Source organism: Pseudomonas sp. 313, assembly GCF_000316965.1.
GTDB lineage: Bacteria > Pseudomonadota > Gammaproteobacteria > Pseudomonadales > Pseudomonadaceae > Chryseomonas > Chryseomonas benzopyrenica.
This window is the reverse complement of the sequence record NZ_ANBZ01000007.1, coordinates 1-14,904: the sequence shown is the minus strand read 5'-3', so window position 1 is coordinate 14,904 and position 14,904 is coordinate 1. Positions and strand designations below refer to the sequence as shown.

Genomic DNA, 14,904 nt, shown 5'->3' with positions numbered 1-14,904 from the left:
ATCAAGAGGTATCCGCCGGTCTTTGCGACTTCGGGGTGATGGCGGATGAAATGCCTGTGGTTAGGCTCGAACATTCCGAACTCATCAATGAACCTGGTGTGATCGCTTTGCCTAAGGGGCACCCGCTGATTGACAAGTCTTCGATTTGTGCCAAGGACCTGAGTGGCTACGACTTTATCGCCCTCAATCCGGAGGACAGTGGCCGGCGTTGCTTAGAAGTGGCACTCGACCTGGAAAACGTTTCGCTCAACGTCCGTGTCGAGACGGCCGATGCACACACGATCTGCAGTACGGTTTCGCAGGGTATTGGTATCGCCTTCATCAAACCTTTGGCTGCGGTGGATTTTATTGATCGCGGGGTAGTGGTCAAGGCGTTCGATCTCGATATTCGAACGCGAAGCCTTCTCCTATTTCGTCCAGGGAAACCACTCGCGGAGTCGGCTAAAAAGCTGCTGGCTTTCATGCGGGTCCAGTTGGCGAGGGACCTGAAGCTCGTGAAGCGATATCTATAGATATCTCACTGGATGAAGAGGGTGATAGGAGCGGTAACAGCTGATAGTCCTTTCTTGTGAATCTACAGGAAGCGCGCCCGTTATTCGTTGGCAGTACCTCTCTAAGGTAACCAGCGCAGCTACAGCTAAGCACCGGATTCGCTTCCGAAAATATACCACCCCTGCACGTGCCCCTTACTCCAATCCCCCCTGCACCCCCTCCACCCGAGCTCCCCTCTCTATCCGCCCGCGCCCCGCGCGCGACAGAAGGGAAAGGGAAGGAAAAAAGAGAAGGAGAGAAGGAAGGAAAGGGGTGAGGCGACCTTGTGGTGGAAGGGGGAGAGGTTAGATAGGCGCTTGCGTTGTACAGGGGTGGTATATTTTTGTGGTTGGGGAAGACGCCCGTGAGGAGGGCATTGCCATGTACGAAGGGATCCAGCGTGCGCACCAAGTGCTCGTCGAGCAGCTGGCCAGCTTCAATTCGACCTGGCCAGGGTTGGTGGTCGGCGGCCGCGTATGGCAGGTACCGCTGCTGAACGAGCAGAAGACGCCGGACGTCCTCGAGGTCCAGGAGGTCGACGGCCAGGCGGCGATCGCGCTGGCCACCGCGGCCTTGGCCAGCCACCAGCGCGACGTTGGCCAAGCCGCCGGTACCGTCATGCGCCTACCGGGCTACTTTCGTCTGCAGGCGAGCGTGCTGCCGCAGGTGTTGGCCATCAATGCGAGTAAGCAGGTGGTCACCGACGAGATCGAGGCGCTCCGGCTCGCCCTGGGCTACACCCCCGAGATGCGGCCGCGGCTCTTGCGGCGCGCCCTGGGCGCCGACGTCACCACCAAGCAGCTGCAGCGCACCATCCACGCCTTCGATGGCGCGCCGCGGAGGATCTCGTTCACCTGGGCTGGCCACACCACCAGCAACCAGCGGATACCGGTGGCCACCGTGCGCGAGCAGCTGCAGGCGGAGGCCGAGAGTAGGGCGCAGCAGCAGGGGATACCGCTCGAGCAAACGCCCGAGCACCAGGATCTGCGCACGATCGCGAACCTCGCTGACGACCAGGTGCTGATCAAGCACAAGGTCGTCGCCCCGCACCCGCGCTGCACGCTCTGGTTCGGCGAGCGCGGCGAGAAGTGGGACGCCATCATCAAGGCCAATCTGCCGGTGTTCGTGCTCGCCGGCGAGGCCGAGCCGAAGGTCTCGGCGCTGCGCGACTTCGATCGTGCAGCCCGAGGCCGCCAGCGCGGCGATGTGAAGGCGCGCGCTGAGGTCTGGGCAGAGCGCAACCTCTACCTGCCTACGGGTAACCAGCGGTCGCAGCAGGGCGACCGAAATCCGCTCCTTACGCCCTCGACGTATCGACTAGGTGGTATTACCTACGAATCACCGACGTAACGTAAGTTGAGTCCTCGTGGCGGAATAGCGGCACCCTACCAGCCTCGATATCTCGGACGAGATAGAGGCAACTCGACGCGCTAGGTTAGCAATCACAACGCATCAGTCGCCCAGTGATATGTAGGAAAAAACAGCCGGGGCTTATGCCGAGCCAGGCGAGATAGGCTTTGCAGCGGCTGCCCACACACCTGAAAAGTTCGCGGCACGAAGGGCAGGTTGGGTCGCGAGGATATCAGTCCTAACAAGTCCATGAGCAACGAAGGGGTCAGCCGCGAGCATCTGCTCGATCTCTGACAACGAAGACCCAAAAGCGAGGATGAAACCGCCGGCCTTGTCCTCAAGAGGACCTGCGAAGAGTATCCGCTCGGCGCTCAGATGGTGAATCAACCACTCCTTGTGTGCGTCAAGGCAGGCGTTAATGGCTTCCGAGGTGCTAGTGTAGGTCAAGTTGATAGCGTAAATCATGGTTGAATCCTCGCTACGATATCTGCGTTCAATTGGCCGGAAGACTGGCCACGATGGCGCGGATTGATGAAGACGCCGATTCGATCCCGGCTTGACGGACTGCGTCTCCTCGCGATGTACCTTCAGCACGGACAAACTCGACGTCCTTTACGCCTAGAAAGGCGAAGAATGCTCGAAGGTAACGCTCTTGAAAGTCCATGTCCTGGAACGAGCCGTCGGCATAGAAGCCTCCTCGTGCAGATACCACGACGATATACTTGTCACGAGTGAGTCCAATCGGACCTCTATCGGTATATTTAAAAGTACGATTTACCTGCGCAATCCTATCTAGCCAGGCTTTCAGTTGGGTCGGCACGCTGAAGTTATACATAGGGGCGCCTATGACCAGCACGTCGCTGGCCAGAAACTCCGTTACCAGTGCTTCGGATAGCTGATGTTGCGCTAAGGCTTCCGGCGCAACATCAGCCTGCGAAGGCTGGCGAAATCCTGCAGCAATAGGACCGCTCAGATGGCTTATCTCTTCCGTCGCCAGATCTCGGTACGTTACTCGGACATCTGGTCGATCAGCTTGGATAGCCGCCACAACGGCTGCGCTGAGTTCACGTGTAACAGAAGCGTTGCCCATGATGCTGGAGTCGATGTGAAGCAATTTCATGTTGATATCCTCAGGGTTGGGGGATAGGCATGGTCTTAGCGGGGCGATGATCTTTGTCATGGGGCACTCCCCTAGCGGCCTCATCGATCAGGCGAGCGACGACCTCCGGTTGAGATAGCAGCGACAAGTGGCTGGAAGGTACCGAATGGAGGGTGGCGCCTAGGCGTTGCGCAATGGCCTGCTGTACCCATGGAGCTAGCGCCTGGTCGTTGAGCGTCTGCAGGTACCAACTTGGTTTGTCGCGCCAGGCAGCGTGCTCAATAGGGGTGCTAAAGCTGTTCGCCGCTATGGGTTGTTGGCGAGCCGCCAAGGAACGGGCTGCAGCGATGGGCAAGTCGGCCGCCATGACGGAGTGGAAAAGGGTCGGACTGTCTAACCACAGCAGACCTTCACGGTCGGGAGCGAGCGCCATTGCGGGCGCATTCAGATGATTGAGGAGATCAATTGTTGACTCGCCGCTATCAGGGGCGAGCGCGGACACATAGACGAGACCTTTAACGTTCGTAGCATTACCTGCTTGAGTGATCACCGTTCCTGCCCATGAGTGACCTACCAGCAGGACATCCCCTTTTTGTCTTTGCAACACTCGCTCGGTGGCCGACACATCATCGCTCAGTGAGGTAAGCGGATTCTGAACGGCGGTGACGTGGTAGCCCATCTCGATCAGCTGCTCCAGCACGGGAGACCAGCTCGACCCATCAACGAAGGCGCCATGCACCAAAACGATATTCTCGATTCTCTGGGCAGGCGCATCAGCCGATGCGGGCGAGCTGGCCAATCCAGTGGATAGGCCAAGCAAGGCTCCTATCCGTATCAGCCAGGCCCAGGCAAGACGAGGTGCTTGGCCTAGGAGCAAAAGGTCAGGAGACAGCTTCATGTTTGGCTACTCAGGTGAGTTGTGGAGCTAGTCTAGGTAGCCGTAAAACAAGACGTGAGATGCCAAACCAGCCATAGTTCATGGAAAATTCGCCATTTCCAAAGAGAAGGACTGAGACTGTGCGTATTGCTATCGTTGCCCTTGAAGGCAGCCTCCTGTCCGCTATCGCCGGATTGTCAGATCTGTTCTGGATGACCAATCAGACTTTGCGATCGCCGCCTTTGGAGTTACCCCAGAGCCCGGGGCACGCTGCTCGGCCGGAGTTTGAAACGGTCGTTGTTAGTGCTGACGGCAACTCGTTGCGTGATCCCCAGGGCCGCTTGATCTCGGTCGATGCTTCGTTCCGCGACGTGGAGGTATGCGATGCCGTACTCGTCACGGGCATGGCATTGGCCGCCGATCGCGCGCCGCCATTGACTAAGTCGGTCATGCAAGCCTCGGATTGGATTAGCGCCTGTCACCAAAAGGGGGCGTGGGTTGGTGGGGCCTGTGCCGGTACGTTCGTACTCGGCGAAGCTGGCCTCCTTGATAGACGCCGATGCACCACAACATGGTGGCTCCACCACGTTTTCAAACGGCGGTTTCCTAGGGCTTTACCTGTGTGGGGGTCCGCGATGGAATCGCACGACCAGGTGATTACGACAGGAGGCCCGCTTTCCTGGATCGACTTGGCGCTACAAATAATCAGGAATTCCGCTGGCGTTGAGATAGCAAGGCTGGCCGCAGATATATCCGTGGCGGACAGCCTGCCCTTGCCCCAATCGATCTACGCCCCCAGAGGGTTCATCAATGGAAGCGATCCATTCCTGCTCGAAGCAGAGCAGCTTATCCGCCGCAGCCCCGGTGGGCTAACTGCCTTGGAACTGGCTAAGGCGCTGCACGTCAGCGACCGTACGTTGCACAGACGCCTCAAGCATTTGACGAATGAGTCACCTAAAGAATTGATCACGCGGGTAAGGATAGAAACCGCCTGTGTGCTGCTCCAGGCACCGAGCGCGAGTATCAAGCAGGTGGCACTTGAATGTGGCTATAACGAGGACACATCTTTCCGCCGCGCATTCACGCAAATTACCGGAATGAACCCAGCAGAGTATCGCCGTTGGGCGAAGGGAAGAATTGGGTAGGGCGTGGTCCGGCACCGATGTCATACCGAAGGGATGTATTGCACTGTCCAAGGCTGCGACGGTGCGTCACGCCGGATCTCCTTCACCTAGGCTGGGCTGGCCACACCACCAGCAATCAGCGGATACCGGTGGCGACTGTGCGCGAGCAGGTGCGAGCGGAGGCCGAGAATAGGGAGAGGCAGGAAGGGATACCGCTCGAGCAAACACCCGAGTACCAGGATCTGCGCACGATTGCGAACCTGGCAGACGACCAGGTGCTGATCAAGCACAAGGTCGTCGCCCCGCACCCGCGCTGCATGCTCTTGTTCGGTGAGCGCGGCAAAAAGTGGGACGCCATCATCAAGGCCAACCTGCCGGTGTTCGTGCTCGCCGGCGAGAACGAGCCAAAGGTCTCGGCGCTGCGCGACTTTGATCGCGCCGCACGCGGCCTGCAGCGCGGCGATGTGAAGGCTCGGGCAGAGGTATGGGCAGAGCGTAACCTCTACCTGCCAACTGATGGGCAGCGGCCAGCGGCAGCGGAGGGCAACCGGGCGCCGCTTAAGACGCCATCGACTTATAGGCTCGCCGGCGCCACCTATCAAAGGTCGATATAGCCCTGTCTCAGAACCTCTGCGACAGTCCCAATCTGTTGATGGGCAGAAAGGCAACTGCGCGTGACGACCATTGTAGATCAGCTGAGCAATAGGCGCCTATCTGCGCCAGCAGGTTCGGTCGCCCAAGATTCCGATTCACCTGTGCCGACGACGAAAGACCGGAGGTACTAGTGAGATAGTCAGGCCTGAGCCGTGATCCCGACGAATGTCACTCAGACTGAACGGTGCTGTAACATTATTTTATATAATCGCTGTCGCCAATCGTAGTTCGAAGCCACATCGAAGGTGCTTTTCACAAGTTTTTCACAAGCATTTTACAAGCATTTTACAAGTTCTTTAAATGAACCGTCGTCAACGCGAATAAAGGGATTAGCCGCATAAACAGCACTGTATAGTCAAGGAATAAAAACATCGCCACAAGGCATGCCGTCGGCGACGAATTGCCTTAAGAAACAAACATTTTGGGCGATATCGGTTGTCGTGATGGTAACATCCGTGGAGACGACGATGAGTAGCCTTTTCGCTATACCTGAAAATCCCGATCGAAATTTCATGCTGCAGATCCACAGATTGCTTACGTTGAGAAGCGATCAACTGCGCAATGTGGATATGGCCAATCCGAACTTCAGAACATTCTATTTCAGCTTGAAGCGCTGACAGCAGAAACAATTAAAAGGGTTGAGGAAGATGCAATGAGACTGGCGACCGAAATGCATTAGCTGCCCATTGCCGCATCCTGCACGAGCAAAAGAAATTTCTGGGGTAATGACAGATAGTCGTCAAAGCACCTGGGAGGAAGACGTCGTGCGTGGACTTACGTTGGCCGCAGCCGGAAGCAAGCATGGTCAGACACAGCCCCATATGAGCGTTCCTTATCGGCCCAGATCCCGTTCGCTTGATTCCATTCTCGAAAAATTAAATAAACTAGACGTGGCGCAGCCTCTACCGCTTTTGGCAGAGGCCGAAAGGTGTTGCTGTCGGAGCCCGTTATCGCTACTTCTACGCGTGTTGGAGCGTCTAGAACGTCAAGCCGAATCGAGCCCGCCTTATGAATAGCAGGCAAAGAGCCGCCAAGTACTCATCCGAGTCATCGCCCAATACTCAGGGTAAAAATTATGAATATATCCAAATTCGCTGCCATGCCCACACAAATATTGATGCAGCGTTTGAGTCGTGAACTGGAAGGATGGACCGTTCTAGTCAGCCCTACCTGCCCAGATGGTTCGATTTTTGCCCGCCTGTATTCGCGCTCAGACGCGCGCGCCGTTGCTATCCCCTTCGATGCCCAGGCGATAGGCAACGACGCCTATATCCGTGAACGGCTGGCGCTAGTGCGTTCAACACGCTGTTGAAAGTGGGCTCCGAAGCAGGGCATTAGCGTTCGCTATAAGCGCCGGTTCTTCTCTGCACTACCCGCTCGAACGGCAGATACCGCTCAAGCAAACCCCCGAGTGCCAAGATCTGCGCACGATCGCGAACCTCGCGGACGACTAGGTGCTGATCAAGCACAAGGTCGTGGCGCCCATCCGCGCTGCACGCTCTGGTTTGGTGAGCGCGGCGAGAAGTGGGACGCCATAATCAAAGCCAACCTGCCGGTGTTCGTGCTCGCCGGCGAGGCCGAGCCGAAGGTCTCGGCGCTGCGCGACTTCGATCGTGCGGCCCGCGGCCGGCGGCGCGGCGATGTGAAAGCGCGCTGACGTCTAGGCAGAACGCAACCTCTACCTGCCCACCGGTGGCCAGCGGATGGAAGTGGCGGAGGGTAATCGGGTACCGCTCAAGACGCCTTTGACGTATCGGCTCGGCGGCATCACCTACGAGTCACCGGCCTAGCGCCTGCGCTCAGCTGTGGCGCTGGAGCGAGATATCTGTCAGCGCCACGGAGGCAATCCTGGTCGGCCCTGCGGGCATCGGTCGGCCCGGCTCCCTGCCGAGATTAGTAAGGGCTGCCATCATCAGAAAGATCACCGTCACCAAGATCGACAGATCGACCAGGTGCTCCCATCGTCGCACCTGTTCAGGCCACCGCTTTCGCAACTGCGCCCTCGCAACGCTCACGACCACTACGAGCAGCGCGGCCCATTTGATCTCTTGATTTGTCAGCACACCAGCATCCTTATGCGGCTTCCACACACCAGCGACAGCGAATAGCTCTGCTGCAGACAGGCTTCCATCGAAGATCCGAACGTTTCCGGAGGCGCCGCATGACCCTCGAGCGCTCCGCTAGCGAAGCGTATCCTCCCTGAGGACCTGGCTGCCCATCGACCACACCGTCCAGCTGACGATCGAACAAAGCAGCTGAAGCAGCGGTACGCCTGGCTATGTGTGTCTGATGGCTATGCCGCCGACACCGTCATGCGCCAGCCGGGCTACTTCCGCCTGCAGGGGAGCACGCGGCAAGACGTGTTGAGCGTCAAGGCACCCGAGCGGCGCATCATCGACGAGCTCGAATCACGCGAGAGCGCCTTGGGCGCCGTCGCTGCACACCATCCTCGACTTCGATGGAGCGCCAGAACGGATTTCGCTCACCTGGCCTGGCCACACCACCAGCAAACAGCGGGTACCGGTGGCCACCGTGCGTGAGCAGCTGCAGGCGGAGGCTGAGAGTAGGGCGCAGCACCAGGGAATGCCGATCGAGTAGACGCCCGAGCACCAGGATCTGCGCACCATCGCGAACCTGGCAGACGACCAGGTGAGGATCAAGCACCAGGCCGTGGCGCCACATCCACGCTGCACGCTCTGGTTCGGTGAGCGCGGCCAGCATGGGATGCCATCATCAAGGCCCACCTGCGGGTGTTCGTGCTAGCCGAAGGTCTCGGCCCTGCGCAACTTCGACCGTGGCGCGGGCGGCCGGCAGCGCGGCGATATGAAGGCGCGCGCTGAGGTCTGGGCAGAGCGCAATCTCTACCTGTCCACCGGTGGCCAGCGGCCGCAGGACAGCGATCGACCTGGGTTCCTTACGCCCTCGACCTATCGACTCGGCGGCTTCGCCTATGTGGCCCTGGGCGAGCCAGGCGCTCGCTTGGGGGACTAGCGCCGTGGATGGGGTTGCATTTCCGCCGCGTCGGATACGTTCTGTTGAGGTACACAACTACCCCAACCAGCGGACGATCACATGACGGGGTCATGCCGAGATATAAGGAAAATTCACTCACTTCGCACGTAACGTGTTGATGCCAAGAGAATTTACCAAGTCGACCGCACAGCCTCTGATCGTGGACTATCTTTTCTGACTCCTCAGAAAAGGAGTTCCTATGGCTTCATTAGAGCGTACGGCGTATCCCACTCTGCCAAAGGCGTATTCAAAAGCTGAGCTGCAGCGTGATTTTTCGTTCTCAGATGATGAGATTAAGTGGGTACGAAGCAAGTCCAAGGCCCCCTTTCACCTCAATCTCGCCGTTCTCCTAAAAACCTTTCAGGTGCTCCGATATTTTCCTGATATCACCGACGTACCTATTCAACTGGTGGACTTCATTCGCGGAGAGTTGGGTCAGCGTAGCAAGGTGAAACTCGCGGAATACAAGTGGTTCCAACAATATCGCCACATGAACGCGATCCGAGCTCGCCTCGGTGTGACGGCATTCTACGGCTCTGATGCCATGGAGCTCGCCGAGCGGCATGCCAAAGCAATGTCGTTTGTGCTTGACCAACGCGCCGACATCATCAACTCCGTAATCGAAGAACTGATCAGCCAGGATTATGAGCTCCCTGCGTACTCGACCCTGAATGATCTCGCTGAGCGAATTCATGCCGAATCCCAAGAGGCAATATTCAACCTCGTAGTAACCAGAACGCCAGTCGAGGTGATCCACAAGTTAAAGGATCTGCTCGACACTGATTTCGGCCGACGCCAGAGCGACTTCAATGCGCTGAAGCAGGCGCCCAAGAAGCCATCTCGCAAGCACTTGGAGGTGCTGATCGATCATCTGGCTTGGCTCGAGAGCCTCGGGGATCTGGATGCCATTTTTGGAGGAATAGTCGACACCAAGATCCGCCACTTCGCTGCCCAAGCCGCGGCGTCGGATGTAGCCGAGCTGAAGGACTGCTCACTGCCGAAACGCTACACGCTGATGCTGGCCTTGATCTACCGCATGCGCGTGCGGACCCGGGATCACCTGGCCGAGATGTTCATCCGACGGATTTCGACGATCCATAAACGCGCCAAGGAGGAGTTGGAGCGAATCCAGGCGCGGCAACGCCAGAAGCTGGAGCAGTTGGCGGCGACCCTGGATGGCGTGGTGCAGATTCTGGTTCAAGAACCGGATGACCAGGAGGCTGGCAGTCTGATTCGGGAATACCTCTCCCCCGGTGGCAATTTGGATCGGTTGCGTGAGACTTGCGCCGAAGTACAGGCTACCGGCGGTAATAACTATCTGCCGCTGATCTGGAAGCACTTCAAGTCCCATCGCTCGTTATTGTTCCGTCTCAGCCACCTTCTCCAACTGGAGCCCACGACTCAGGATCGATCGCTGGTTCAGAATCTTCAACTGATCCAGGACAGCGAGAATCTACGCCGCTAATGGATCGACGAGCACATCGACTTGTCGTTTGCGTCGGAGCGCTGGGTCAAGGTCGTTCGTCGTCCTGCCAGTGAGGGGCCACCGACCAACCGGCGCTATTTGGAAGTTTGCGTATTCTCCTACCTGGCCAGCGAGCTGCGATCGGGTGACATGTGTGTACAGGGGTCGGAATCCTTCGCCGACTACCGCAAGCAGTTGCTGCCCTGGGAAGAATGCCTGCAGCGACTACCGGCCTACTGCGAAAAGGTCGGGCTGCCAGGCACGGCGAAGGAGTTTGTTGGCTCCCTCAAGACCCAGCTGGAGGAAACCGCGCAACAACTGGACGACAAATTCCCATCTTGCCGAGGGGACGTATCAATTAACGAAGCCGGAGAACCGGTGTTGCGCCGAGTAACGGCGCGGGACATCCCACCTTCGGCCATCTCACTACAGACGGCGCTTATGCAGCGCATGCCGGCCAGGCACGTGCTCGACATCATGGCCAGCATCGAGCACTGGATTCAGTTCACGCGGCATTTCGGTCCCATGTCCGGTAACGAGCCGAAGCTCAAAGAGCCTGCCGAGCGCTATCTGATGACCATCTTCGCAATGGGCTGCAATCTCGGCCCCAACCAGGCCGCGCGGCATCTGGCCGGTAATGTCACGCCACACATGCTGTCCTATACGAATCGCCGCCACCTATCGTTGGAGAAGCTGGACAAGGCTAACCGCGAGCTGGTGGAACTCTATCTGCAACTTGATCTGCCTAAGCTCTGGGGCGATGGCAAGGCGGTGGCAGCGGACGGCACGCAGTTCGACTTCTATGATGACAACCTGCTGGCCGGCTACCACTTCCGCTACCGCAAGATGGGTGCCGTGGCCTATCGGCACGTGGCCAACAACTACATCGCTGTGTTCCAGCACTTCATCCCACCTGGCATCTGGGAGGCGATTTACGTAATTGAGGGGCTGCTAAAGGCTGATCTCAGTGTTGAGGCAGACACTGTGTATTCAGATACGCAGGGGCAATCGGCGACAGTTTTTGCCTTCACCCATCTGCTGGGCATCAACCTGATGCCGCGTATCCGCAACTGGCGTGACCTGGTGATGTGCCGGCCGGATCGCGGCGCGTCGTACAAGCATATCAACCGCCTGTTCACCGACACTGCCGACTGGCACTTGATCGAAACCCACTGGCAAGATCTGATGCAGGTCGCGCTGTCCATCCAAGTCGGCAAAATCTCCTCGCCTATGCTGCTGCGAAAACTCGGCTCCTACAGCCGGCGAAACAAGCTCTACCATGCGGCACAGGCGCTGGGCAGCGTGATCCGCACGATCTTCCTGCTCAACTGGATCGGCAGCCGCGAGTTGCGCCAGGAAGTCACCGCGAACACCAACAAGATCGAGTCCTACAACGGTTTCTCGAAGTGGCTTTCGTTCGGTGGCGACGTGATTGCCGAAAACGATCCGGACGAACAGCAAAAACGTCTGCGCTACAACGACATGGTGGCCTCATCGGTGATCCTGCAGAACACCGTGGATATGATGCGCATCTTGAAGAAATTGGCCCGAGAGGGTTGGCAGTTCACCGACGAGGACGTGTCTTTCCTCAGCCCTTACCTGACCAGCAACGTCAAGCGCTTCGGCGAATTCAACCTCAAGCTCAACCGGCCACCGGAGCCTTGGATCAAGGACTTGGTGTTCCAACAAGCTGCCGGCTCGCTGCGGGTGATCACCCCTCGCCAGCTAGATACCGAGAAAACCACATGATCAATGTTCCTCCCGCATCCTTTCGCGTTACACCGTACGGCGAAGTCGATGCAGTGGCGTTGGAAAACTTGCGCGACGGCTTCGACACCTCTCAACTGCTCCGGCTGGTTGATCGATTGGACGCCTGCTCGCTAGAAATGGGCGGAACCACCGCCATTCGCGATGAGCTGCTGAGATTGCATGCGATGGTTCTGACGATAGTTGAGGGCATCGCTCTTACGGTGCCTGCCGAGAGTGCCTGTATCTGGGCAGAGGCCGAATCTCTACAGACGGATCTTGAGGCGCTGGCTTTTGCACGGTTCGGTATTCATCAAAATGAAGCGGCCGAGCATCGAACAATGGAGGCATAGGTTAGGCCAGCAGGCGGTATCTGCGCGAGCTACTTTTTCAGCAGCTCGCTTCAACATACATACGACCTGACATACCAGAGAACCTGACAGAAATGTAATGGTTACTTCAGCCTTTGGTCAGGACGCTTTGCATATATTGGCTGTCAGACGCTGCAAGCATTGAAAAACCGCAAATGTCCCTGCAATAGGCCAAGTTCGTCGCTAACCAATCCATAAGGTGCCCCGTATGTCCTCTCAGCAGTGCCATCACCAGCCCGACCAAACGAAAGGTACTGCAGCACTCACCGACCCCGTCTGCGGGATGAAGGTGGAAGAGGATAGCGAGCATCAAGAGCATTATCAGGGAAGCACTTACCGCTTCTGCAGCCAGGGTTGCCAGACCAAGTTTCGTTCCGACCCTGCTCGATATCTCGCTGCACCGCAGGCTCATGGGACCTCCTCTCGGGCATCTACCCCACCCGCACAGAAACCACCCGCCGGTGATGCAACGACAGAGTACACCTGCCCAATGCACCCTGAAATCCGCCAAATGGGGCCAGGTGATTGCCCTATTTGCGGGATGTCATTGGAACCGCTGATTCCTGAACTCGACGAGGAGGAAAATCCTGAACTCAAGGACTTTTCGAAACGATTCTGGTGGTCGCTGCCCCTGACCGTAGCAGTGACACTATTGGCCATGGCGGGACATGCGATACCGCTGTTTCACGGGGCTAGCCAGAACTGGGTTGAACTGGCCCTCACGACCCCGGTTGTCTTGTGGGCAGGCTGGCCATTTTTCGCGCGCGGTCTCGCCTCGGTCAAACATCGCAGCCCAAACATGTGGACCTTGATCGGGCTTGGCACGGGGGCTGCCTATATTTACAGCGTCGTAGCAACCCTCTTACCGAGCATGTTTCCAGAGTCATTCACAGTAGGCGGCCGGATAGGCGTTTATTACGAAGCCGCCGCGGTGATCATTTCATTGACTCTGCTGGGCCAGTTGCTGGAATTGAAGGCCCGCTCGCAGACGTCCTCGGCAATTAAGTCCCTGCTTGGCTTATCACCTAAAACCGCTCGCCGTATCGCCAAAGATGGTTCAGAGGAGGACATCCCGCTCACACATGTTCATGAGGGCGACCATCTGCGCGTTCGTCCTGGTGAAAAGGTACCCGTTGATGGAGAGGTATTGGAGGGCGAGAGCGCCGTCGATGAATCCATGCTAACGGGCGAGCCGGTTCCGGTGACGAAGCGGACAGGCGATTCGCTTATCGGCGCGACGATGAACACGAGCGGCTCGCTTGTCATGCGAGCCACTAAGGTTGGCTCCGGGACCATGCTTTCACAAATCGTCCAGATGGTTGCGAATGCACAACGCTCCAAAGCACCCATGCAGCGAATGGCAGACACGGTTGCAGGTTATTTCGTGCTGACGGTCATCGGTATCGCCTTGCTGACATTCTTTGCATGGGGCCTGTTCGGGCCTGACCAGGGCTGGGTATTCGGCCTGATCAATGCAGTTGCGGTTTTGATCATTGCTTGCCCTTGCGCACTTGGCCTGGCAACGCCTATGTCGATCATGGTTGCCACAGGCAAAGCGGCTGGAAGTGGAGTGCTTTTCAGAGACGCAGGCGCCATCGAAAATGTCCGTAAGGTAGACACGCTGATTGTCGATAAAACAGGAACCTTGACCGAGGGCCGACCTGTCTTCGATCGGGCCATAGGCGTCACGCCGTTTGACTCGCAGGAAGTCATCCGTTTGTCTGCCAGCTTGGATCAAGGTAGTGAGCATCCCCTAGCCCACGCGATCGTAGACCATGCCAGAAGCGAAGGTATCCAGCTGGCGAAGCCAGAGACCTTCGAGTCAGGGTCAGGGATCGGAGTCCGTGGTCTGGTGGAAGGCAAGCAGCTACAGCTAGGCAACACCGCGCTTATGGAAGATGCGGGTGTGAGCGTCGAGCCGTTGAAATATCAGGCAGAAAAAATGCGCGAGAGCGGTACCAGCATTGTTTACCTGGCTGTTGATGGGGCACTTGCCGGCTTGCTGGCCGTATCGGACCCAATCAAACCGACGTCCAAGGAAGCTGTAGCGCGGCTCCAAGCGGAGGGCGTGCAAGTCATCATGGCCACCGGCGACGGGCTTACCACTGCCCGCGCGGTGGCTCGTGAGCTATCGATCGATGAGGTGCATGGCGAAGTGAAGCCGCAAGACAAGGAGGCGCTGGTGGTTAAGCTACAAGCCCTAGGTAAAGTAGTCGCCATGGCAGGCGACGGAATAAATGATGCGCCGGCGCTCGCCAGGGCTGATGTCGGCATAGCGATGGGCACGGGCACTGACGTCGCCATGAACAGCGCCCAAGTTACGCTCGTTAAAGGTGACCTGATGGGGATACTGCGCGCGCGCACGCTTTCGGTGGCGACGGTTCGCAATATGCGTCAGAACCTTCTGTTTGCCTTTATGTACAACGGGTTGAGCATCCCGATTGCCGCAGGTCTGCTCTATCCGTTCTTCGGACTGTTGCTGTCTCCGATGATTGCTGCCCTGGCCATGAGCCTCAGCTCAGCATCGGTTGTGTTCAACGCACTCCGGCTCCGTCAAACGCGTGTAGTTTGAAGCCTGTCGGCTTAGGCTTAGGCTTCGGTTGCGAAGCGACCGATTGCCTCATTGATTGCTCATGAATTGCCCCGTAAGCTGGAAATATGAAGTCCTACATGTG

13 protein-coding genes and 1 pseudogene are annotated in these 14,904 nt (G+C 57.7%); 10 read left to right on the top strand and 4 right to left on the bottom strand.

Translation table 11 applies throughout. The features are described 5' to 3' along the window. On the top strand, window positions 1–512 hold a 512-nt coding region (locus tag C722_RS24420; protein WP_017638599.1), incomplete at its 5' end, for a LysR substrate-binding domain-containing protein. Window positions 513–912: 400 nt separating this feature from the next. Beyond that, on the top strand, window positions 913–1,881 hold the full coding sequence (locus C722_RS0100215) for a DNA replication terminus site-binding protein (RefSeq protein WP_017638598.1): 969 nt from the start codon (window positions 913–915) through the stop codon (window positions 1,879–1,881). Between the two features lie 141 nt (window positions 1,882–2,022). On the opposite strand, the gene C722_RS0100210 is transcribed toward C722_RS0100215, so the two are convergent. From C722_RS0100210 to C722_RS24415, 3 genes are read right to left on the bottom strand one after another with little or no spacing between them, the layout of a single operon-like run. Beyond that, window positions 2,023–2,346: a YciI family protein gene (locus C722_RS0100210; RefSeq protein ID WP_017638597.1), complete on the bottom strand. Its 324-nt coding sequence runs from the start codon at window positions 2,344–2,346 to the stop codon at window positions 2,023–2,025. Between the two features lie 28 nt (window positions 2,347–2,374). After that, entirely contained in the window at window positions 2,375–3,001 is a 627-nt protein-coding gene (locus tag C722_RS0100205) for an FMN-dependent NADH-azoreductase (protein ID WP_017638596.1), read from the bottom strand. Window positions 3,002–3,011: 10 nt separating this feature from the next. Further along, on the bottom strand, window positions 3,012–3,878 hold the full coding sequence (locus C722_RS24415; RefSeq protein ID WP_051226121.1) for an alpha/beta hydrolase: 867 nt from the start codon (window positions 3,876–3,878) through the stop codon (window positions 3,012–3,014). Window positions 3,879–3,997: 119 nt separating this feature from the next. Here C722_RS24415 and C722_RS0100195 point away from each other — a divergent pair, with 119 nt between their 5' ends. The 4 genes from C722_RS0100195 to C722_RS26595 all read left to right on the top strand — a co-directional run bounded on the left by C722_RS0100195 (window position 3,998) and on the right by C722_RS26595 (window position 7,292). Further along, window positions 3,998–5,002, top strand: coding sequence for a GlxA family transcriptional regulator (locus tag C722_RS0100195; RefSeq protein ID WP_017638594.1), 1,005 nt, complete (start codon window positions 3,998–4,000; stop codon window positions 5,000–5,002). A 137-nt stretch (window positions 5,003–5,139) separates the two neighbouring features. Continuing rightward, window positions 5,140–5,595, top strand: coding sequence for a hypothetical protein (locus tag C722_RS24410; RefSeq protein ID WP_017638593.1), 456 nt, complete (start codon window positions 5,140–5,142; stop codon window positions 5,593–5,595). A gap of 1,115 nt (window positions 5,596–6,710) precedes the next feature. After that, complete coding sequence (locus C722_RS26050) at window positions 6,711–6,947, top strand: hypothetical protein (protein ID WP_132833210.1); 237 nt, start codon at window positions 6,711–6,713, stop codon at window positions 6,945–6,947. A gap of 99 nt (window positions 6,948–7,046) precedes the next feature. Further along, on the top strand, window positions 7,047–7,292 hold the full coding sequence (locus C722_RS26595; protein ID WP_231893093.1) for a hypothetical protein: 246 nt from the start codon (window positions 7,047–7,049) through the stop codon (window positions 7,290–7,292). 142 nt (window positions 7,293–7,434) lie between these two features. On the opposite strand, the gene C722_RS0100175 is transcribed toward C722_RS26595, so the two are convergent. Further along, window positions 7,435–7,698: a hypothetical protein gene (locus tag C722_RS0100175; RefSeq protein ID WP_017638590.1), complete on the bottom strand. Its 264-nt coding sequence runs from the start codon at window positions 7,696–7,698 to the stop codon at window positions 7,435–7,437. 760 nt (window positions 7,699–8,458) lie between these two features. On the opposite strand from C722_RS0100175, the gene C722_RS26590 reads away from it, so the two are divergent. The 4 genes and pseudogenes from C722_RS26590 to C722_RS0100150 all read left to right on the top strand — a co-directional run bounded on the left by C722_RS26590 (window position 8,459) and on the right by C722_RS0100150 (window position 14,801). Then, complete coding sequence (locus C722_RS26590; RefSeq protein WP_017638589.1) at window positions 8,459–8,626, top strand: hypothetical protein; 168 nt, start codon at window positions 8,459–8,461, stop codon at window positions 8,624–8,626. Between the two features lie 220 nt (window positions 8,627–8,846). Then, a pseudogene (locus C722_RS24395) lies at window positions 8,847–11,861 on the top strand (Tn3 family transposase). After that, the gene (tnpC, locus tag C722_RS0100160; RefSeq protein WP_017638586.1) at window positions 11,858–12,211 is read left to right on the top strand and encodes a Tn3 family transposase post-transcriptional regulator TnpC; all 354 of its coding nucleotides are present in this window, start codon (window positions 11,858–11,860) and stop codon (window positions 12,209–12,211) included. The pseudogene C722_RS24395 and the gene tnpC overlap by 4 nt, the downstream one beginning before the upstream one ends. Before the next feature lie 226 nt (window positions 12,212–12,437). Continuing rightward, complete coding sequence (locus C722_RS0100150; RefSeq protein ID WP_081594550.1) at window positions 12,438–14,801, top strand: heavy metal translocating P-type ATPase; 2,364 nt, start codon at window positions 12,438–12,440, stop codon at window positions 14,799–14,801. Window positions 14,802–14,904 lie beyond the last annotated feature (103 nt).